Genomic DNA, 23,302 nt, shown 5'->3' with positions numbered 1-23,302 from the left:
CTGTTATTCACTTTTTAAGCTAGATAGATATGGCTCATCGCGCTGCTGACTGATCGGTTATCTCTTTCGTAAGCAACCGGATGTAATACACAGGCGAAGTAGCACTGCCTTCCAATGACTGAAATCTTATACTGATATGATTCTTTCTTTTCAGTATTGAATCAGGAATGGCGTATTGAATATCAAAAAACTTTGACTGATTCCATTTGCCGGTATTATCTTCTGTTACCAGTTTCTGGTCATCTATGTAAATATCAAATTTCCGGCTGCCCCACTCTGCACCCCAATAGCGCACCATTAAACTTAAATTTGTTTCTCCGTTCGTAGTCATATCATAACTAAAATAGCCGCCATTAAATGCTTCGCGGAAGGATTTATCCTGGGCAAAACCTTTTCTTGATTGATCACTTTGCATTGCATGATCTACTTCCGGCTGCTGCTCTCCCGGCGCTACAAAATCAACCGTCCGTTTTTCCAAAGCCATCTTTTCTTTTTCATCTGCTGCAATAGAATCGAGGTACGACTTATATTCATTGTTGCTCAATGCCATCCAGTACATCATATAGCGGGCATCATGAATCTGGTAGAATGGTTGCAGGGTAACATCCATCTGGTTAACCATTTTCACATCGTGCATGGTGAAGTGTAATGGCTGGTTTTTTACCGGCGCTAAATTGTTCGTAATAGTTGATAAGCTATCTTCTACAAAAATGGGAGCTTTATCCAACGGCAATTTTTTGCCACCGGGAATATGTCCCCAGCGGCTGTCGTCTGCAATTAGCCCTTTCAAATCTTCGGTGCCGGATTTTGCAGCCAATAATATTGGTCCGTGCATAATGGCGATGTACTGCGGTACATTCGGCAAATGCTCGATACTATTGTGCATGGGCAAATCAATCTGCACCACATCGCCTTTCTTCCAAGGGCGCTTAACAGCTACATACGAAGAAGGATGATTCGTGTATGACACAGGTTTGCCATTCACTAAAATCTTTAAAGTACCAGCTGCTACCCAATGAGGATAACGAATGAGCAAAGTGAACGGGGCAGCACCTTTCACGATAGAAAGTGTTGTTTGTTCTTCATAAGGAAAAGTAGTTTCCTGTTTAATTTTCACTCCTTTATCTCTCCAGTTCAGTTCAGAAGCAATAAAAAGATTTACAAACAGGGAATCGTTGGAGTGAGTGTAAATAAGTTCATTGTATTTACCATGATTTTCCATACCACTGCCAACACAACACCACATGGCTTCGTTAGGTGCGGAGTACACGCGGTAACTGCGCGGACGAGCCGGTGTAAAATACACATAACCACCTGTTTTGGGGTTTTGGGTGGAAAGGATATGATTGTACACCGTACGCTCGTAAAAATCCATGTATTTGGCAGCAGGATTTTCTCTGAATAAATCCTCCGTCAGCTTCAGCATGTTGTACGAATTGCAGGATTCCGGACCTTCCACATCATTCAAAAAGTCGGTGCAAGCGGCAGCACTGGGAAAAAATTCCCTGCGGCTGTTGCCACCAAATGCAAGGCTGCGGTTGGTAGTAACCGTTTGCCAGAAAAACGAACCTGCATCTTTGTATTTTTCATCCTGCGAAAGTTCACCAATGCGTTCAAAACCGATGGCTTTGGGTACTTGGGTATTCGCATGTTTGTTATCCAGATTATCAATGTTTTGCGACATCGGTTCTAATAACATCCTGTGCGAAAACCGTTTGGCAGCAGTGAGATATTTTTGATCGCCGGTTATCTGGTACGCATCTGCCAGTACTTCGTTCATGCCACCTTGTTCGGTATCCAGCATAAGCTGCATTTGCTTATCACTTAAATTAGCAGTGATGTTGATTGCCCAATCGCAGAATTTTAAAAAGATACTTTTTGCTTCTTCGTTGCCGGTGTATAACCATACATCGCGCAAGCCGGCATACATTTTATGTACATTATACCACGGCACCCATGCCGCATGAAATGCTTTGAAATCTCCATTCTTTAACGTAGCCCAAATAACTGCACTATTGGGCACGCCGCCGACATATCCTTTCCCCCAGTCAGTATGATTTTTTGTATTGGCTTCCTGGCAGGCTTTGAGTTCGGAAATCATATACAACATGCGCTGTTTAATTTCTGCATTGTTGGTAGCTGCCTTATTCATAGCCAAAGCAGATAAATAATGTCCGCCGATATGCCCATCCAAACCTTCCCAGTTTTTGTAGCTGGAATCTTTAGGTGTTAAGCCAGCTTCTTTGCGGTAAGGCGCTAACAAACGATCTACATTGTACTCCAATAAGGTTTTTATATTGAGTTCACGTGCCTGTTTGAAAGGACCATCCAGCAACGTAACATCGCTTAATGGAAATTCATTGTGGTACAATCTTTCCTGCGCATGAACAACGGCATTATTCAAAATAATTACAGATAACAGCAGGCAGCTAAGTCGTACCAGTATGATTTTTCTTTTTATCATTCGCATTCATTTCTTATTAATACATCAACATAATTTACTTTTCTGATTCTACTACTTTTTATTGTATTTTACTGTTACTTTATTTGCCTGCTTGCAGTTGTAATATACTTACAGAATAGGGATCCAGATTTCTTGTAAAGCTTTTAGTTATTCCTTTTACCGTTGTTGTTACCGGAGCTATTTTAACCGGATCAGTAATAGAATTGGTATCCTCCGGCTCGCTGCCTTTCACAACCACCAGGGTTGCTTCCGGAGCTACTTTAGCAATGCCGTCCAAGTTTATTTTAATAGCTTGTTTTTTTGCAGTTGTATTCACCATTTTAAGATAAATAACGCCTGTGGTATCGTTCATGGTAGCAGAATAAAATACAGTAGGAACTGTTTTAGATGTAATGCCATCCGTACTATCTTTCTTCGTAAGTGGTCTATTTTGAACAGGTATGTTTGCTGCAGTTACCGGCACAATCTTGTTCCCTAAATACTGACTGAATAGCTTTTGCACATAATAGGATGGCGAACCGTAACTATTAAGTGCGTTGTAACCTATCAGATCAGAATCCCACTGCCAGGCTTTGGGTGCTGTTGCGGTAGCCGTATTTACATTCACAAACAGCGGTGCATAACAGGACATGATAACAAGATCGGAATTACGTTCCATTCCCGTCATCCAGGCAGCATCGCCCAAGGCTGCATTTAAATTCGTAGTTGGCGCTCCTTCGCGCGTTGCCCATTCGCCAACAAAAATCTTCGGACCATTGCGATCATACTTATCGTATTGCGATGCATTTTCCCACATATCCCAGGAATTGCGGTAGTAATGCTCGTCTACTACAGCAGGCGCTTTGCCGGAGGTCACTTTCATATCCGGGTATTGTGCATCAGCAATGGTAGAAATGCACGTCAATTGTGGGTATTTCCCTTCAATTGCCGTCCTGAATTGAGTAAACCGGCCATTGTAGCTGTTTGATCTGTCAAACCAATCTTCATTGCCAATTTCTACATATTTAAGTTTAAACGGAGCCGGATGTCCGTCTGCGGCACGCTTAGCACCCCAGTAAGTAGTGGTATCGCCTATAACATATTGAATTTCGTCCAAAGCATCATCTACATAAGGATTCAAAAGTGGGCCCGCATCTACATGGTCTCCCTCCAGCGAATAACCGGCATATACCGCCAGCACCGGCTCTGCGCCCATGTCTTCGCACCACAACAAAAACTCCAGCAGCCCCATACCATCCGAAGGACGATAGCCCCAGGAACCTTTGTGTCCCGGTCTGCTTTCCAAGGGGCCGAGCGTTTGTTTCCAGGGAAAGGCATCTGTAATCAACGGACCTTCTAAAAAATTACCGCCGGGGAAACGAAGGAATTTAGGTTTCATATCCACCAGCATCTGCATCAGATCTGTTCTGTTTCCATTCGGACGGTTGTTGTAAGTGGGTGGAAATAAAGAAACAAGGTTGAAATAATACTGCCCCGTACGGTCAGTAGAAATAACCAGGCGGGCATCTTTCGTGGGTTTTACATCAGCCGCCGTAGCCAGGGTCAATTCATATTTTTTCCAGTAATCACTCTTTTCAAGATTGATAGTGCCGGACGCATACACCGTTTTTCCATCGTTGCTTTCCAGGGTAACAGTGATGGGCCCGGCGGTGTTGTTTTCAATCACCGGAAGCGGTGGCGTGGTGGGCTTTGGTTCCCATGGATGACGGAAAGGCTCTCTTCGGTCGGTTCCTTTTATGTAAAAAGAAGCTTTATATGCGGTGGAAGGCCTTACAGGAATGCCCCAATAGCCTTCGTTGGCAATGCCGACTCTTCCAACAGCTTTTTCTACCGTTAGCCGCAAACAGGTGGAGAGTGCGCCGTTTATAGCAAGACGGCGCTCGTCATAAGGCCGCTTTTCTTCGGAAGCACCAATAAGTTTTATACTCGCTTTTGCAGCCGGATCGTCCTGTACAAGGCTCCATCCTTCCGGCGTATTTTTATTGTCTTTAAATATGCGGTTGCGTACCAGTTCGGCATACAAGCCGCCATCATAAGAATGGTTGATTTCTTCTGTCATCAACCCGTACAACATGGGACTGACGTTAGCTCCCGGTTTTGTAAAATCTAATGTCAGCACCGGTGTTTGGGCTATCGTTAGCTGATTGATGCAACCTGCTAACAGCAACATTAGAAAATGCTTTTTTAAAGCAAGTTTGTAACACCTATTCCACTTCATAATTGATCCGCTTTTAAAAGTTATTTGATAATGTAAAAATTTATTTATTTATCCAATTGCTGCTTTTCATCCACTCAAAAAGAGGCTCCATCCAACCCGGATGTTTAAAGATAAAGCCATGATTACCTTTAGGATAAATGTGTATTTCAACCGGCACATTATGATGCCTGAGTGCTTCAAAATAAACAATGCTGTTATCTACATCTACTACGTTATCATCGGCAGCATGGGTAAGGTAAGCCGGCGGTGAATCTTTATCAATCTGCAAATCGTTTGAGTATTCATCGATTACTTCTTTTGAAGGATGGGCACCCATTAATTGCCTGCGCGAATCTTTATGCGTCAAGCTGTCCTGCATACTGATTACCGGGTAAACAAGTATTTGAAAATCGGGGCGAAGATTAGTGTTGCTTTTATTTTCAATCAATGCTGTCCGGTAATGCGTAGCTTCGGTAGAAGCCAGGTGTCCACCAGCCGAAAAACCAATAATGCCCACCTTGTTTATATCAATGTTCCATTTGCCGGCATTATCACGTACCATTTTAATAGCTTGCTGCGCATCCTGTAAAGGTGCTATCGTTTTATTCACTTCAAATGAATCATTTGGCAACCGGTATTTCAGCACAAAGGCAGCCACGCCGTTTTTAGCAAATTCCTTAGCGGTTGTTACGCCTTCGCCATCATACACAATCACGCTGTAGCCGCCGCCAGGACATATCACTACTGCTGCACCGTTTGCTTTTTCTTTTTCGGGCAAATACACTTCCAGCGTTGGATGAATGCTTCTCCGCACCAACCCGGATGGATTTTGCGGCACATCCGGCAATGTGGTAGGATTGGCATTTGGAATGCTATCCGGGTACAGGTTGATGATTTCCTGTGCCCACATTGCAAAAGGAAATAAGCATAGCATCACCAGCAAAAGTCTTGATGTATTCATATTTTGTTTAAACGGTTCTCATTTTGTTTACGTTTTGCACTATCACTGGCGACGGTTGTTTGCATTGATTGTGCAAAAAGGATTCCGGCGATTGAGATAGCTGCCCAACAGCAATTAAGAAATTGCCAATCGTTATCATGTTCGTTTCTGTAATTGAGATTAAGATGGCTGTTAATCTTTAAACAGCAGTGGTGCCAATTCGTGCAGACTGCGGCGCCAGGTTTGAAACTCGTGTGCTGTATTCTGGGACACAAAAGAAACCACATTAAAACCAGCGTCCTTTAATTTGGCTGCCGCATCGTTTACACGGTCGGGATTTTCGCGGCTGCCACAGCTTATAAAGATGAGCTTAGGCTTTGTTTTACCCCCTAATTCTTCCGGTGTATAAATGCCGCCACTCAGCAGACCATAGTAGGAGAATACATCAGGTTTGTTCAACGTGATGCTATGTGTTTCAAAACCGCCCATAGAAAGCCCTGCCATGGCGCGATGAGCACGGTCGGAAATGGTGCGGAAATTAGCGTCCACGTAAGGAATTAACTCATCAACAAGCACTGTTTGGAAAGAGTCAACTTTGAACTCTTTCAAATGACCCCATTTTAATTCGTTAGTCATGCCGTAAGTCATAACTATAATGAACGGTTTTATTTTGCCTTCTGCAATCAGGTTATCCATAATCAGGTTGGCATGTCCCTGGTTGCTCCAGGCGGTTTCATCTTCACCCCAACCGTGCTGCAGGTACAATACCGGGTATTTTTTTGATTTATCTTTTTCATAGCCCGGCGGTGTGTACACAAACGCACGGCGCGATGTGCTGGTACTTTTAGAAGGAAAAAGAATTTGCTGCACATTGCCATGCGGAACATCTTTCAGAGCATAAAAGTCCTGGTCGTGTGCCGGTATTTCGATGCCGCTTTCCCAACGGGTAGAGCCGTAGAAATTCAAAGTGCCTGGATCGTTGAACGTGCCGCCATCTACGGTAAGATGGTAGTAATGGAAGCCTTCATCCATAGGACCTTCGGTAGTGCCCGTCCACACACTATCTCCCGTTTTGGTAAGTTTTGTACCACCTCTTCCGCCCAATCCAAGGCTCACTTTTACACTATCGGCATAAGGGGCCACAATGCGGAACCGGGCGTAGCCCTGCGAATTAACCTGCGGGTATAGTTGTCCCGGCTGGTTGAGTGTGGATGGTTTAAAGTCTTCCTTTACATCAGACTGGGCTAAACAGGCTCCTCCTGCCAATATAGCTACCGAGAAAATAATTGCTTGTTTCAATTTCATATGCAAGTTTTTAAATGGTTAGATTTTATTTTACAGCGGGTTATTACCAGCAACCAAGAGTCAATGGCTATAATACGGATAAAGCTTAATGCTTTTTTTTAATTCTGAAAAAGCAATTGCGCGAAATGATACAAGTCATTTCTCCATACCGGCCAGGAATGCCCGCCCGGATATTCGTAGTAAGTATGTTTGATGTTTAGTTCATCTAATTTACCTAACATGATTTGTCCGTTTTTATAAGCAATGTCTTCTTTACCACCTTCCGAAATCCAGAAAGCTTTTAGATTATTGTTGATTTTATCTTTATTGTCTTTCATAAAAGCATATTGTGCATCGGCAGTTTTACTAAGCATTGGCAATATCCATCCGGAACTAAATACACCAAGATGAGAAAACATATCCGTGTTATTAATGCCTGTATAAAGCGTATGTAAACCGCCTAATGATAACCCAGCCAGCGCACGATCATTCGCGTTATTGGAAGCACGGTAATTTTTTTCAACAAAGGGAATAATTACCTGTTTCATTTCAGCTTCAAACCCCCTTAAAGACCCTTCAACGCCACCAGCACTAAAACCGCCGGCACCAACATTGGCATCGGGCATTACCACCAGCATGGGTTTTGCTTTTCCTTCGGCAATGAGGTTATCCAATATTAGATCTGTTTTGCCCTGCATTGCCCAGCCGGTTTGGTCTTCACCGCCGCCATGTAGTATGTATAAAACCGGATATTTTTCATTCATATTGGAATCGTAGCTTGGTGGCGTGTAGACGTACATTTCGCGCCAGGAACGGGTTACAGGAGAAAAATATTTTTTGATGCGGATGTCGCCATGCGGTACCTCTTTTTGCGCATAGTAGTCGCCACCGGCAAAAGGAATTTCAATGCCGCTTGCCATGCGTCCCATGCCATAAAATGTTTGGCTGGCAGGATCAGCAAGAGCAACGCCATCTATCAATAACGAATAATAATGAAAGCCTTCGCCGATAGAATCGGTGGTTACCATCCAATAGCCGTCGGTATCTTTTACGAGGTCGTATTTTTTACCTAAATCAATCTGCACTGTTTGTGCATCCGGTGCTTTCACACGAAAGATTACCCGGTTATCCGGTAAGATTTGCGGGTATTTCGCATTGCGCACATTGGTTGATGCAGGAAAACCCAACACCGTGTATTCAGAAAACCTGGAAGCATCCACCGGTTTAAAGATGAGTTGAGAAAACATATACAAATCATTCTTCCACACTTTAAAATCATGCACGCCCGGCTCTACATAAAAAATATGCGGAACATTATTCTGATACAGGTAATCATGCGTGCGTTTGCTGAATGGCATCAATCCATCGGCATCGCCGCAGGAAATCCAAAGCAGCTTTAATTGTTCTCTTGCTTTTGAAGGATCCGGCACTAACTCCTGTGGTGTTTTGGTATTAGGTGCAGAAGAAAAACCACCAATCCATGCAAATTGATCGAGGTTGCCTAATCCAAAGTTTAATGATTGACCGCCGCCCATAGATAAGCCAGCAATCGCGCGATGTTCCCGGTCAGTATATACAGGATAATGCTTTTGGATGTAAGGAATAAGATCGTTGAGTAAATCCTGTTCAAAAGTGGCGAATGCCTGCACCTTCGCGCTGTCAAAAATGTTTCCGGTGGCACGGTCATCTTTCATGGCTCTGCCATTGGGTAACACTACAATCATCGGCTCCACCTTTCCTTGCTCATATAAATTATCCAATATGGTTTCGGGATGCCCTTGTGAATACCATTCTTTTTCATCACCGCCAATGCCGTGCAGTAAATAAAGTACCGGGTATTTCTTCTTTTTCGAATAGCCCGGCGGCGTATAAATCAAGGCTCGGCGGCTTGTACCCACTGTTTTTGAATTGTACGTGATGGTATCAATTTTCCCATGCGGAATACCGCTTTGTACCGAATCAAAACCTGGCGGCGCATGCTTTACAATTTCCTGTGCATGAATTGTATCAATCAATGTAATAGTAAGAACTGCTACAAGGAAAAGATGTATAAAATGACGAGATTGTTTTTTGGAAATCATGTTTGAAGGTGTTTGTATCATGAGGTCTAAAGTGTTAATATTATTTATTGATTTTAACCCCTAACATCAGCAGCATCTCCGCGGCATATCGCCTTCCCAACATCCGGTAACCTTCAGCTGTAAAATGTAAGTTATCCCCTTTTTGCGGACAACCTGCAGAGGAAATCACATGCGCGGTGGGTATGGTTTGCGGCAGTTCATCAATAATGGTATTCATCTTTGCGCAAGCACCACCCTGATCGGCATTCACCACCTCACCTGCGAGCAGCGGTACCGAAGCAGCATCTAAATTCAAATCCTGCAAAAGATTGTCATACACCTGTTTCACTTTTTGCGGCCAGGTAGTATCGCCGGTATTCGATTCGCCCTGGTGCAACAAAATGCCTTTAATTACGCCATCTTTCTGCGCCAGCTTTGCCATTTCTACCAGCCGTGCATAGGGATTGCCATCATACTCTTTTATCATGCCTTTCATCCATACCGGTGCAGTATCGGCATAAACCTGATAATTATTTTTATCGAACAATTCAATTTTACAGCCACCAACAGCCACATTAATAACACCTACTTTCGCATCTTTAGGCAGGTTAGCCACCAGGGTTCTTCCAAAATAATCTGCCGGCGTTAAACCGGTTTTGCAACGACACAGGGGCGGCACCGCCGTGTACCACTGCCCTTTCACCCTGTTCAGGTTGGGACAGTCCACTGCTTCCATCACCTGGAACCGCCTATTGACATCAGTGGTGTCCTGCGGCTCAATCCTGGCGTTGCCTTCCATATTGGATTGTCCAAGGCATAGAAAAATATAAAATTTGGAATTCTGCGAAAAAGAATGAGAAAACATAAAAAGGAGCGCTGTGCACAGCAGCGAGCTTCTTCTTTGTAAGGTTGTATAATTCATATAGGTTTTGATATCGTGAATGACACTTTGGTAATGATTAATGGTTTCGATGTTTTATGAGATCCCAACCACAAGTAAGGCAACAGCCATGAAATGTATTTTATACACTTATTATTTTGAACGTAGTTCTCTCATTGCTCAACACTTTAAGGTTTTACAGATATAGCCTTATAACCTAACCAATTCGATAAATAGAAAAAATTTAAGGAGGAATTCCGCATTATTTATTTAACTGTGTTCTTTATGTGCTAACCGCCAGCGTAGTGTTACAACGGAATGCCTGATAAAGGACAAGTCATACGTTTTCGTTTATTTTGTATTAATAGCTTTATTGCAAATAAAACAATATTCAAAGGACACTCAATCTCATTCTTTCGTCCTGGCAAGTTCAATCATTAGCATTGCTAACTGTTTATTTCAGTATTCAATATTCAGTAAACCATTGCAATCAGACAGATACTTTAATCACCAATTATTATATATTCCTTTCCTTTTTGTGTTGGTATATCATACACCCATGTTGTTTTCAGTTGAGGAGCATTGATGGTGGCTTTCGGCGATATAATTGGCTCGGGCGTTTTTTCTGTTTGAAAGAAAGTATTGGTGTTCTCACCAGTTGCTTTTTTCAAGCTCGCGCCACCATTCAATTTCATTTCATTCGGAACCCGCAGGCGAAGGTTGCCCCCCAGGTTCGATTTGATGACTGCTTTTACCAGCTTTCCACTTTTCCACTCTATGCTCACCACTTCAAATCCACCTCTTGCCCGTAAACCACTTACGCTGCCATCAGCCTGCCATACATCGGGAAGTGCCGGAAGTAAATGAAGCTCACCATCTTCACTTTGCATCAGCATTTCTGCAATACCGGAAGTGCATCCAAAATTGCCATCTATCTGGAATGGCGGATGCGCATCAAACAAGTTGTTGTACGTACCGCCGCCGGCTTCATTTACACCTACCGGAGACAGTTGATTTTGAATGAGTTTATACGCATGATTACCATCCAGCATTTTTGCCCACCAGTTCACTTTCCAGCCCATACTCCAGCCGGTAGATACATCGCTACGTTGTTCTAAAGTATTTTTTGCACCGCTGTATAATTGGGGCGTGCGGTAAGGAGAGATCTGGTTGGAAGGGAATAAACCATAAAGGTGCGAAATGTGGCGATGATGATCATTCGGGTCATCCACATCATCCAGCCATTCCTGCAATTGCCCGTACTGCCCAATATGCATGGGTGCCAGGTGACTGCGCTTTTGTTGTAAGGTATCAACAAAAGAGGCATCTTTATTCAAAATCTGTGCGGCTCTTATAGCCGTGCTAAACACATCAAATACAATCTGGTTGGTCATTGTTACACCCGCATCCAGCGAAGAGCCCTGGTGAGCCTTAGGTGCATTCTCCGGTGACATATCCGGGCAAATAACCAGCCAATGATATTTTGGATGTTCTACTAAAAAATCAGCATAAAAAGTAGCAGCACCTTTTAGAATGGGATAGATAGATGCTAAATAATCCTTGTCGCCGTTGTATAGATAATGCTCCCAAAGGTGTTGGCTTGTCCACCCGCCGCCATTGCTCCAGGCGCCCCAAAATGCACCATCCACTGCGCCTGTTGCCCGCCAGATGTCAGTATTGTGATGCGCCATCCAACCTCCTGCTCCATACATATCTTTTGCTGTTTGTTGCCCTGTTTGGGATAACTCTTTTACCATCTTCAAAAAGGGTTCATGCAGTTCTGCAAGGTTGGTTTTTTCAGCCGGCCAGTAATTCATCTCTGCGTTGATGTTAATGGTGTACTTGCTATCCCAGGGTGGAAACAATTTGTTGTTCCAGATGCCCTGCAAATTGGCTGGTTGCCCGCCCGGTTGCGATGATGAAATCAGCAAATATCGCCCGTATTGAAAATAGAGTGCAGCAAACTGTGGATCGCTGGTGGACGCAAAGTTCTTTAACCGTTCATCCGTTGGAAGTTTAGCGGCATCGCTCCCTCCGAGATTCAGTTTTACTCGGTTAAAATAGTTTTGATAGGCTAGAACATGCGCCTTTAAAATATCTGCAAAAGATTTTGGATAAGCTTTATCCAGGTATGCTGCAGCTCTTTCGTTTTCGTTGCCACTGATATCGTTATAACTTTTGAAGTTGGTAGCGATGGAAATATAGATGGTCGCGGCATTTGCATTCTTTACAATCAACGAAGTATCATTGGATGAAAGAGTGCCGCCATCCAGTTTGATGCGTGCAATGCCTTTAAATTTCACCTTGCCTTCTACTCCTTCATGATCGATGGTGGTACCGGCAATGGTTAACTCTTTTGAAGATGTTGTAGCAATAGTTGCTTTAGGTTGAGGCGTTGAAAAAAGGGCTGTAAATGAAATGCTTTTTGGTTTGTTTGCCGTTAAATGCATTACAATTAACCGGTCTGGAAAAGAAGCGATTGCTTCTCTGGTATAGGTAACACCGTCAACGTTATAAGTAGTCTTTTCTATTGCTCTTTCAATATCTAGTTCGCGATAGTAGTTGGTGTAGTTTTCCTGCCCTTCAAAAGCCAGCCGCAAGCTGCCCACCGGCTCAAACATTTGTCCCTGCGATGTTTTGCTGATGATAGTTCTATTTGCCATTGCCTCAGCTTCTTTTTGCCTCCCTTCAAAAATCAGCTTCCGTATTTCAGCCAAAGAATCTAAAATCAAAGGGTTGTCGTTGCGGTTAGGGCTGCCGCTCCAAACGGTATGTTCATTTAACTGAACCGTTTCAGTATCCACATTTCCGTACACCATAGCGCCTAACCTGCCATTTCCTATTGGCAAGGCATTCTCCCAAACATTGCCGGATGGTTTGTTATACCAAAGTTTTAAGTCTGCGTTGTTTTGTGAAAAGCAAACGATTGTTGCAAGTAGCAGAAGAACCAGAAATATTTGTTTCATTCGTTAGATGTTAATTATAGACGTGCAGAGGCTTGTTTAGTAATGATGTACTTTATAAATTTTGTTTACTTTCTTTTTAAAAGTCATACCAATAATTTCATTTTAAATCTCAAAACATATGCATTGAAAACATTGCACTTAAGCGTATCCATTTTATTTTTACTCCAGTTCCACCATTGCTTTAATAACACCATTTGCCGGGTTCAACCAACTTTCAAATTCATCTGCTACGCTATCAAACAACACACGATGTGTAATATAGGTAGTGGGTTTTACTTCTCCCCTTTTCATGCTGGCTATTACGTGTTCAAAATCTGCTCTTGTTGCATTACGGCTGCTCATTAAAGTGCCCTCTCTTTTATGAAACTCCGGATGGCTGAAACAGATCTCTCCTTTTTGTAAACCAATCAATACATAACGTGCACCATGTGCCATGTATTGAAAAGCATTGTTGATGGCTTTCAGACTTCCGGTTGCATCTATTACAACAGTGGGCATATCGCCGTTGGTGATTGCTCTTAGTTGCTCTGCAACATCAGATGCAAGCGCATTGATTGTATGGGCAACCTGCAATTTGTCTTTACAAAATTGTAATCGCTGTTCATTGATGTCTAAAGCAATGACCTGCGCTCCTGCTATTCTTGCAAATTCCATTGTTCCCAAACCAATAGGACCTGCACCGATGACCAGCACAAATTCACCTGGTACAATCGCCGCCCTGCGAACACCATGTGCACCAATAGCCAGCGGCTCAACCAATGCCAGTTCATCAAAACTCAATCCTTCGCCATGCAACAACGTAGCCGAAGGCACCGATACATATTCAACCATACCACCATCGATATGCACACCAAACACTTTGATATTTACGCAACAATTAGGTTTCCCGCTACGGCATGCAATGCAGGTACCACAATTAAAGTAGGGGATAAATGTGACAGCTTCGCCCACTTCAAAGCCTGGTGCATTATCAAATGCAACCAGTTCGCCTGCCAGTTCATGTCCCAGAATACGGGGGTAGCTGAAGTAAGGTTGGGTCCCTTCAAAAGCATGTAAATCAGTTCCGCAAATGCCAATACGTTTTATTTTGATAATAGCCTGACCTTCCTTTAATTCCGGTTGTTCGCCTGTGGCATATTCAAATCTTCCCGGTTCGGTACACACTAATGTTTTCATATTATTATTGGTACTTTTTTATTTATGATATTGGTTGAAGCTTATTAAAGAAGTTTACCTCAATTAATCCTTTTGCATGAAGCGTTTCCCAAAATTCAATTGGTATATCAGCATCTGCCAATTCCAGGTTTTCCTTTATTCGTTTTACGTTGGTAGTGCTCAGTGCAATGCTCTTTACACCGGGAGCATGCAAGGCAAATTGCACACAAGCTGCAGCGGGGCTAATGTTATATGCTTTGCATACAGCAAAAAATGCTTCTCTCCAACAGAATAAAGCTTCATTTTCCGGAGTACCCGGCTCTATTAATTTATAATCAAAATAATTGCTGCCTATTAAGAAGCCGGAATGAAACACTGCTGAATTGATAATAATGATCCCTTTTTCATCAAGTGCCTGCATAAAATTGAGCAGTTCCTCCGGATGATGTTTAATTGTCATGCTATTGGCAATCATAATCCAGTCAAGCTTCACATCATCCGTAATTCTTTGGATGATTTTCCAATCTTTCGCTCCAACACCTATTGCCTGTACTTTACCCTGTCGCTTAAGATCGTACAAGGCTTCATAAGCAGCCAAAATATCTTTATAACGCTGTTGCACATGTTGCTCGTTTGTTGCTGCTGCTATATACTCGTCGGGGTCGTGTACCGAAACCATTTGAGGTATAAATCCATCCAAAAGTTCATTGCCTTGCTCAAAACATTCTATAATTCCATCGTAGCTTATTTTTTGAACAGCATCATATTTCAAATCCTTCCAAACACCTGGCTCAAAGGTGGGTTCTGCTGTTTGTAATGCTGTACGTACCCACCCCAGCTTATTGCTGATAATCACATTTTCGGGTTGAACATTTAATCTTTTTAAGCATTTGCCAAGGACTTCCAGCGCAAGTCCGGCGCCATATTTACCGGCTGAATCAAAAACTACAGGACCTTTCGACAGCCGTACAAATTCTTTTATAATCTCAAATTTGGATTCCTCATCAAGCGCCACAAATAAATTTCCTAACCCACTGGTTCCAAAAATTACAGGTGGCAGATTTATAACCACTGGTTTTTCATTTTGCGTACTCATATACCTTGATTAATTTTTCCAAACTACAATTTCCTATCAGTTTTCCAATACATTACTTCATAATACTGTACCAATCGCCGGCTTTTCCTGATTGCCGACCGTATCCGTTATCTTACAAGCTTTCCAGACATAATAGCGAACAACAAGAAAACGCATCAGTGGCACCATATACCCCAATTAAATGTTGTCTGTAGCATCGCTTAAGTACTGTCATCCATTGGCAGGCGGCAATACACATCATATTACATACAGGCCTGAATAAAAACGTTATTCTTACCACCCAGGAGTTTGTGTCAATTCAGGATTACGCCGTATTTCATTGGTCTCAATTGGAAGCAGATTCATTTTTTCATCATAAGGTATTTTTTGTATCAACTGTACCGGAGTGTATGTCGTAACTCCTGTTGTAAGATTTTTTATTACGTCCATACCTCTTATTGGTGTGTTTTCAACACTATCCGCTATTTTCCACCTTCTGATGTCGAAAAACCGGTGCTCTTCAAATGCCAGTTCAATTCTCCGTTCATTGTACAACCTTCTTCTCAATGCTTCTCCTGTAACTGTTGCCGGTATCGGAGGCAATCCTACTCTTGCCCTCACTTTTGAAATGTAATCTCTGCAAGCGGCTTCATCTCCCAGTTCAAATTTGGCTTCAGCATAATTCAGGTATATCTCTGCCAAACGAAAGTACGGCCACGGAATAGTATAAGTTTGCTGCCAGCTTAGCGGCACGTCGGCATCCGGCATAAATTTTTTAAGTATATAGCCGCCACGTGGGTTATCACTGCTTTGCTTGTAAGAGTCATATCCCCATTGGTTGCCGTCTGTTGATACCCATTCCTCAATAAGATCTCCGTGATAAATTGTTGAATCATGTATGATAGAAGCATCAAAACGGGGATCTCTGTTCCAGTATGGATGACTGGGGTTATAGCCGGAAGCTGGATTTACAGATTGTATACCGTTTGTATAAACGAAAGGTGGCTCCCCGTTGGTCATGTCATAATCATCTACCAGGTTCTGAGAAGGTCCATTGCTTGCCCACCATCCTCCGTAAGCACCATAGCGGCGGCCAAGATTGTGCATAGGAGCCTGGTGACCGTTGGTGGTTGTAAAGTTTCTGCAGAAAATGTATTCATCTTCAGGTGCTCCGCTTGGTAGTATAAAAAGTTTTCTATAATCCGGATAAAGGGAATACCCACTGTTTAACAGCGCCCCGGCAGCATCAGCAGCTTTTTGCCATTTTTGTCTATCATTATCAGTATTGAAAAGCGGTGAGGCAGCATATAGCAGTACCCGTGACCGTAATGCCATACAAGCATCCTGTGTAGCCCTCCCAAAGTTTGCATCCGTTGATAAATATCTTGCCGGCAAGTCGGGCATTGCTTCATCGAGGTCCTTTTCAATAAATGCAACACATTCGTCAAACGTATTTCTTTTAAAAGTAGCACTATCACCAAGCGCGTAAGATTGCGTCACAATGGGCACGCCTCCATACCGCTCAATCAATTCGAAATAGTCAAATGCTCTTAAAAACTTAGCTTCAGCAATCAGGCGTGCCTTATCCTGAAACTGAATAGCATCCTGTGCTCCCATCTTTTCAAGAAACACATTGATTTTTCTGATGTATTGGTAGCCTTGATTCCAGTAATACATATAACCACCCCAAAAGTCACCGCCGCTTACACCTGTTATGTTATCCGGATTGTAGGTATCCTGCTTAAAAATATCTGCACCACAACAGGGAGCTGTGTTGATGGCTTCATCGGTATATTTAGAATACATGTGTATATAAAAGCCATGAGGTATGGCATTATATAGTTCTGTATGATATGCTTTTATAAGGTTTTCATCTGTCCATACAGCATCCTCAGAAATACGGTCTTCAGGCGAAATATCGAGCACATCCTTTTTACAGGAAAAAAAGGTAATGATTAATAAAAATGGTATTATCTTCTTCATATTATACAAGCTTGTTTAAAACTTTACATTAGCACCAAAATTGATTATACGAAGCGGCGGATAGGTAGTAAAATCACCGCTGATTTCAGGGTCTGACCACTTAATTTCTTTAGACCAGGTAAGTAAATTGAATCCGCTTACGTAAAACCGGACATTATCAAACACCTTGGTCTTACCTACATTAACAGGTAAACTGTAGCCCAGTTCCAGTGTTTTAAGCCGCACAAAGGTGGCATCGAACAGGAAGAAGGTTGTAGCCCCTGGTGACCACGCATCCGCTCTGGGCTTTGAACCGCCCGGATTATCAACAGTCCATCTGTCTGCAGCTCTCCATGTAACAGCATTCGCGAAGTCGGTACCGCCTAACACTGCTGTGGTATTATCGTAGTTATATGCTTTTGTTTGTCCTTGAAAAAATATGTTCAGGTCGAATCGTTTGTATTGAAAGTTTGTATTTAAGCCAAACGTCACTTGAGGTGTGGAAGAATAATCAAACCGGAACTGATCTTTTGAATCGATTACCCCGTCCCCATTCAAATCAAGCACCCGGATGTCGCCCACCTGTGCGCCGGCACCATGAGGATATTTATCCAATTCTGCCTGGGTATGGAAAATTCCATCTGCTTTATAATACAGCGCGGATCCAACAGGATGACCGGTGAGATTTTGGTAAGGCTCGGGTTGCGGAGCTTCATCCATAAAGATGATCTTGCTTTTTGCATAGGATACATTTCCTGTTATATCGTAAGTCAGCTTACCAGCCTTATTTCTGTGGCTTAATACCAATTCATATCCATGATTATCAACCTCTCCAATGTTTTCACTCGGCAAGCCGGAAAATCCAAATACATTGCTGACAGACAAGTTGGGTTGAGCCAGGATATTAGACCGGTTTTCTTTCCACAGTGTTAACTCCATCCCAAGCAATCCTTTCCACAAAGAAGCTTCCAAGCCAACATCCGTCTTCTTACTAACCTCCCAGGTGATATTTGGATTGGGCATGGTGTTGGGATAAATAGCGGGTGCATCTGAAGTACCAAATACATAATTATTTCCAAATGAATAAGATTGCAGATACTGATATGGACCTACGCGGTCGTTACCCAATTCTCCATAGGAGGCTCTCAATTTCAATTGGTCTATAAAAGTGAGATCCTTCATAAATTTCTCTTCAGATATTCTCCAGCCACCAGAAATACCTGGGAAAAATCCATATCTTTTGCCTTTAGGGAATATCTGCGAACCATCATAACGAAAAACAAATTCGAGTAGATATTTGGACAGGTAATCGTAATTCAACCGACCAAAGTAATTATTGTAAGCCCCAAAAGAAGCACTTCCGCTATTGTCTTTGTCGGCCGGAGATGAACTTCCTACATTGATCTCCGGAATGGAGGTACTCACAAAATTCTTTCTGTAAGCAGATGCGAACTTGTAGGTGTTTTTTTGCTGTTCATTACCCAGCAAGGCGGTGATGTGATGGTTATTGAACGATTTGTCGTAAGTAATTCTTACATTATACAAACTCGTTGTCCATTTACGATAAGTATCTGTTAGGGAAGCGATGGAGGTACCTGTTCCCTGCTTTTTGTCGTACTGGCTGGTATTCACATTGTACTCATAAAAGTAATAGGGTGTACTCCATAACTTTTCAAACTGGTTACTCAAGTCATAATTATAAGACGCATCTACCCGCAATCCCTGCACAAACGGCACTTTGTAGGTTGCAGTAAAGGTGGAATAAATAGGATTGTCTTCGATTTTATCGTAACCCCGCTGATCCAGCAGAAGCGGATTTTCACCTAACCTTCCCGGACCTATCAGCCCGTTAGGATAAACCGAAACTATTGTGGGGTTCGCCTGCAGAATATTAATGAAGTTGACGTTTGTTGCCACGGAAGGATACGTTTTATTACCAAGTATGGCATAAACATTTGCGCCAACAGTCAAACTTTTCGTAACATCAGCATCTACTTTTACACGTACATTGTATTGCCTGTATTTAGTAGGAGTATTCCGGTAATTACCATCCTGATTTATACTTTCAAAAGAAAACAGATACCGGACGTTATCGGAACCTCCGCTGGCCTGCAGACTAGCTCTTTGCTCGCCTGAATGCGGCTTCAAAACTGCCTTCACCCAATTGGTATTTGGGTAAAGCACAGGATCAGCGCCATTCCGGAATTTTTGTATAGCTGAATCTGAATAAAACGGCGTATAATTAGCAGGACGACCTTGCCTGTAAAAATCGCCTTCATTATACACCCCGGCAAATGTTGCAGCATCCAGCATATCCGGCGTTTTAGTCGGGCTCTGCAAAGCATAGTTGTAAGCAAAATTAAAACTGGTCCTTCCCTTAACTCCTTTTTTCGTAGTTATTAAAATTACTCCATTCGCTGCGCGTGCCCCGTAGATGGCAGCAGAAGCATCTTTTAAAACCGATACACTTTCAATATCCTCCGGATTGAGCCTGCTGAGCAAACTACGCTCAACACCATCAATAATAATGAGCGGTGAAGCATCGCCAAATGTGCCTGTGCCGCGAATCAGAATACTTGGATCATCTCTTCCGGGTTCTCCGCTGCGCTGGTTTACAGTTAATCCGGCAAGCTTTCCTGCCATAGAACTGGTAACATTAGGTGACGGACTTTTCGAGATTTCTTTTCCCGAAACCGTAGCAACGGAGCCGGTTAAAGTTGCTTTCCGCTGCGTACCGTATCCTACAACTACTACTTCACCCAGTTGTGATGTAGTGTGCTGCAACTGAATAGTACCAATGTTTTGGTTTGTCGCCTTTACTTCCTGGTTAGCATACCCGATATAACTAATAACCAGCGTTGCATTTGTTGGCGCGTTGATTGAAAAGCTACCGTTATCATCTGTAACCGTAGCGATGGTTGTTCCCTTTACAGTTACGGTGGCGCCTGCTATGGCTGTATCACCAGACATTACTTTACCAGTGACCTTTTGTTGAGCAAAAACTGTAATGGAGAAAAAACTAAGAATAATGAGCAATAAAAAGTGGTGACTTCCTGAAGAATATCCCACATCATTTTTTGCACAAGGAATAATCATCTTTTGTTGCAAGCATCGTTTCATGGAATCGTTTTAAAAAATTGAATAAAAGCAGGTTCAAGTAAAAGCCATTAATGACATCGGCTTTTTTTATGCAATCGGTTTCAAAAGTAAGTTTATGAAATCGATTGACAAAAATTTTCTAAAGAAATTATTATCACCTTTTAAAGCTGATTATTAGCCTGTTGTTATGTATTTATATTTTTGTAAATCGATTTCATTTAATAGTCTTATTATAGTATTTTACAATAGCAACAAGCCAATCTTTTATTGGGGAAGAGGAGGAACGGGTTAAGGTAAAAATGATTAATTTAATATATTTTCGCCTAGAAGTTATTGCTTATAAATGAGCTTGTATAAATATTTAATAACAACATAAAATATACAACAAAACAGCAAAATCAATCCCAGCCATTTCTCTTAATAAGACCTAACCTGGGTAAAAATAATCGGATTTAAAACGGCAGTAATGCACCTCTGAGATGGACGAACGAGAAGGTTCAACAACCGCGATGATGAGCTTTTGATTTAATGATTGCAGGAGGCTGTTATTAAATAATTTTTGCCTTCCTTGTTAAAAGCTTTTTATTTTAACTATACTAAATAAATACCACTGACAGGTCGTAAATGGAATATGTAAACGTTTTTAGAATATTATCAAACCAAAATGAGCAGTAAACGAGTAACCATATATGATCTGGCAAAAGAATTGGGTATTTCAGCTTCTTATATTTCAAGAGCCTTGAATGATCATCCATCCATAAACGAAAAAGTAAAAGAAACAGTAAAGAAAAAAGCGCTTGAATTAAATTATAAGCACAACTCCCATGCAGCCAATCTCCGGCAGGGTTCCTCAAAAATTATAGGCGTAATTGTTCCTCACATCAATCAAAGCTTCTTTTCAGAAGCCATTGCCGGTATGGAAGAAGCATGCTTTGAAAATAATCATAGTTTAATTATTTCACAATCTCATGAATCCTTTAAACAGGAATGCAAAGCGATAGAAACATTAATTCATCAAAATGTTGATTGCATTTTGATTTCTGTATCAGCAGAAACAAAATCTGCTGCTCATTTGGAAACCATCAAGGAAAACAATATTGAGTTGATACAATTTGACAGGTACATTGATGATCTTGATAGCTATAAAGTTTCAAATGACAATGAAGAAGTATCTTATCATGTTGTAAAAAATCTTATTAAGGAAGGATATAAAAAGATCGCCTTCATTGGAGGACCCGAGCATCTAACTATATTCAAAAGCAGAAAAGCAGGCTATTTAAAGGCGATAAAGGGAACTAAGTTGATTATCCCATATAATTTTATTGTTGAAGATGCACTATCCAAGGAAAAGGCAATTGAAACAGCAACTGAGCTATTAACGCTACCAGAGCCACCGGATGCTTTCTTTACGGTTTCCGATCACCAATCTTTAGGCATCCTGCAGGTAGCAGATGCCATAGGTATAAAAGTACCGGAGCAGTTAGGCATTTTTGGATTTGCAAATGAAGACTTTACAGAAATTATAAAGCCTGCTCTTTCATCAGTAGACCAAAAAGGCAAGGAATTGGGAAAGCGTGCTGCTAATCTTTATTTTGAAAAGATTCTGAAGGGAGAAGGCGATTTATCTACAAGTAAAAAGGAAATAGTCAAAAGTGAAATCATCATCAGGCGAAGCTCAGTAAGAGCATCTAACTACTAATCTTTAGTGATAGAATTTAATGATCCCGTTTGATCGCAGTGATTATCTGTAAAACATAGTTGTCAGCTTACTGATGACGGCATTGCTTTCCGCTGTTAATTTATTATTTAATGATTGCATAATTACTCAAAAATAGTTGGTAGCATCTTTTGGAATGCAGGATTGGCAAGAGTTTTAGAGTATTTTATTAAAAACAGTTTCAGTAAACTTTTTGTTTTATTAAGCCTTTCTAAAATAGATTAAAATTGAGTTTTCCTTAGATAAAAAGCTTACCAAAAAGTATGTTATAAACAAAAGTTTTAAAACAATCACCAACTATTTTTGAGTACATTACCTCAACGATTTACTCCCTGTCTACTCTATAGCATTAACAACTGCGGTGAACTATGCAGAAAGAATTTTGTTTTATTGTATTAACAGAGCAGTTTTAATCATTGTTTTTCTTCTGCTGCTAACTGTAAAGGCTGATATTTATGCTGATAGATTAAACCATATAAAGCAATCGCATTAGCATCTGCTTTATCATTTTTATCTCTACATTATCCTTGTTGTTGTTTAGCTTCCCATCAGTTTGCAGCAGTTTAAAGTCGCTCTCAGTGGTATGTTGGTTCCTTCATTCAGCCAGGCTCAGACTCATTTATTCTGAGCCATTTTCAAAACAGGATTAAACCAATCTTCCATCTCAAATTTTTATACTGCGATTATACCAGAAGGGGATTTCTTAGATATTGCGGGTTCCCTGATTCTATCTCACTAATCCCGACGGATTTTACAACAGATTGTCCTTTTTGTCCATTTGCAGGCCTTGCCATGTAGTGTAATTTCGCCCTCATAAATTAATATAATTAGCCCTTCCTGTTCAATGTGCGCGAGTATATTCGATTGCTTTGAAAATTATATCAGAAATCATAGCTTATTTTCTGACGAGGAGATTGCAACTATTAAGTCCCTGGCGATACCGAAGCGACTTAAAAAGAAGCAATACTTACTACGTCAGGGGAGTGTGTGTAGATTTCACACTTTCGTATGCAGCGGCTGTCTTCGATCATACCGAATCGATGACAAGGGTAACGAACACATCTTTAATCTTTCACCGGCCAATCATTGGGTATGCGATCGTGTAAGTCTTGTTACTGACACACCTTCAAATGAATTTATCGACGCTTTAGAAGATAGTACTATTATCCAGCTTTCCGCAGATAGTTTTAAAACTCTTTTAAAAGATATACCCAATTTCAATGCGCTATATACTAAAATTATTACGGACGACTGCGGTACAAGCCGTGACAGAATATATATGATGCTCAGCCATCAGGCAGAAGAAAGATACCGGCAATTTATCCGGCGCTTTCCGCAATTGCATGAACGTCTTCCAGTATATATGATCGCTTCCTATATTGGAGATTTCGCTGATATTGACCACTCCATTTCGCTACAAGCTGACCACTGCATTTCGGAGCAAATTGACCAGGTGATTTCGCTATAAATTGACCACCTGTTTTCGGTAGAAGAGCTGCGGCT

13 protein-coding genes and 1 pseudogene are annotated in these 23,302 nt (G+C 41.6%); 2 read left to right on the top strand and 12 right to left on the bottom strand.

Annotated features, from left to right (window positions below; translation table 11 throughout):
• Window positions 1-34 precede the first annotated feature (34 nt).
• The 11 genes from FC093_RS14715 to FC093_RS14665 form a co-directional block, all read right to left on the bottom strand.
• Window positions 35-2,464, bottom strand: a complete 2,430-nt coding sequence (locus FC093_RS14715; protein ID WP_137262564.1) for a glycoside hydrolase family 127 protein — start codon at window positions 2,462-2,464, stop codon at window positions 35-37.
• Between the two features lie 79 nt (window positions 2,465-2,543).
• The gene (locus FC093_RS14710) at window positions 2,544-4,634 is read right to left on the bottom strand and encodes an alpha-L-arabinofuranosidase C-terminal domain-containing protein (RefSeq protein WP_240743318.1); all 2,091 of its coding nucleotides are present in this window, start codon (window positions 4,632-4,634) and stop codon (window positions 2,544-2,546) included.
• A gap of 88 nt (window positions 4,635-4,722) precedes the next feature.
• Window positions 4,723-5,622: an alpha/beta hydrolase gene (locus FC093_RS14705; RefSeq protein ID WP_137262562.1), complete on the bottom strand. Its 900-nt coding sequence runs from the start codon at window positions 5,620-5,622 to the stop codon at window positions 4,723-4,725.
• A 171-nt stretch (window positions 5,623-5,793) separates the two neighbouring features.
• Window positions 5,794-6,906 carry an alpha/beta hydrolase-fold protein gene (locus tag FC093_RS14700; RefSeq protein WP_137262561.1) on the bottom strand — a complete coding sequence of 371 codons (1,113 nt, stop codon included), beginning with the start codon at window positions 6,904-6,906 and terminating at the stop codon, window positions 5,794-5,796.
• 98 nt (window positions 6,907-7,004) lie between these two features.
• Window positions 7,005-8,966 (bottom strand): alpha/beta hydrolase-fold protein, encoded by a 1,962-nt coding sequence (locus FC093_RS14695; protein ID WP_137262560.1) that lies wholly within the window; start codon window positions 8,964-8,966, stop codon window positions 7,005-7,007.
• A gap of 40 nt (window positions 8,967-9,006) precedes the next feature.
• On the bottom strand, window positions 9,007-9,867 hold the full coding sequence (locus FC093_RS14690; protein WP_240743317.1) for a sialate O-acetylesterase: 861 nt from the start codon (window positions 9,865-9,867) through the stop codon (window positions 9,007-9,009).
• Between the two features lie 461 nt (window positions 9,868-10,328).
• Window positions 10,329-12,791, bottom strand: coding sequence for a glycoside hydrolase family 95 protein (locus tag FC093_RS14685; RefSeq protein WP_137262559.1), 2,463 nt, complete (start codon window positions 12,789-12,791; stop codon window positions 10,329-10,331).
• Between the two features lie 159 nt (window positions 12,792-12,950).
• Window positions 12,951-13,967: a zinc-binding alcohol dehydrogenase family protein gene (locus tag FC093_RS14680; protein ID WP_137262558.1), complete on the bottom strand. Its 1,017-nt coding sequence runs from the start codon at window positions 13,965-13,967 to the stop codon at window positions 12,951-12,953.
• Between the two features lie 22 nt (window positions 13,968-13,989).
• Window positions 13,990-15,042, bottom strand: coding sequence for an aldo/keto reductase (locus FC093_RS14675; RefSeq protein ID WP_137262557.1), 1,053 nt, complete (start codon window positions 15,040-15,042; stop codon window positions 13,990-13,992).
• A 273-nt stretch (window positions 15,043-15,315) separates the two neighbouring features.
• Window positions 15,316-17,004, bottom strand: a complete 1,689-nt coding sequence (locus tag FC093_RS14670; RefSeq protein ID WP_137262556.1) for a RagB/SusD family nutrient uptake outer membrane protein — start codon at window positions 17,002-17,004, stop codon at window positions 15,316-15,318.
• Window positions 17,005-17,019: 15 nt separating this feature from the next.
• Window positions 17,020-20,103, bottom strand: coding sequence for a SusC/RagA family TonB-linked outer membrane protein (locus FC093_RS14665; RefSeq protein WP_206106580.1), 3,084 nt, complete (start codon window positions 20,101-20,103; stop codon window positions 17,020-17,022).
• Between the two features lie 643 nt (window positions 20,104-20,746).
• Between FC093_RS14665 and FC093_RS14660 the strand changes: the two genes are divergently transcribed.
• Together FC093_RS14660 and FC093_RS24610 are read left to right on the top strand one after the other, a co-directional pair.
• On the top strand, window positions 20,747-21,781 hold the full coding sequence (locus FC093_RS14660; protein WP_137262555.1) for a LacI family DNA-binding transcriptional regulator: 1,035 nt from the start codon (window positions 20,747-20,749) through the stop codon (window positions 21,779-21,781).
• A gap of 862 nt (window positions 21,782-22,643) precedes the next feature.
• Window positions 22,644-22,991: pseudogene (locus FC093_RS24610) on the top strand (Crp/Fnr family transcriptional regulator); the annotation flags it as partial.
• A gap of 127 nt (window positions 22,992-23,118) precedes the next feature.
• Here FC093_RS24610 and FC093_RS24245 read toward each other — a convergent pair.
• The coding region (locus FC093_RS24245) for a hypothetical protein (protein ID WP_240743315.1) at window positions 23,119-23,302 on the bottom strand (184 nt) is incomplete at its 5' end.

Origin of the sequence: Ilyomonas limi (assembly GCF_005233845.1) — a bacterium.
Lineage (GTDB): Bacteria > Bacteroidota > Bacteroidia > Chitinophagales > Chitinophagaceae > Ilyomonas > Ilyomonas limi.
The sequence above is the reverse complement of the archived record's forward strand: the minus strand, read 5'-3'. Positions and strand labels throughout refer to the sequence as shown.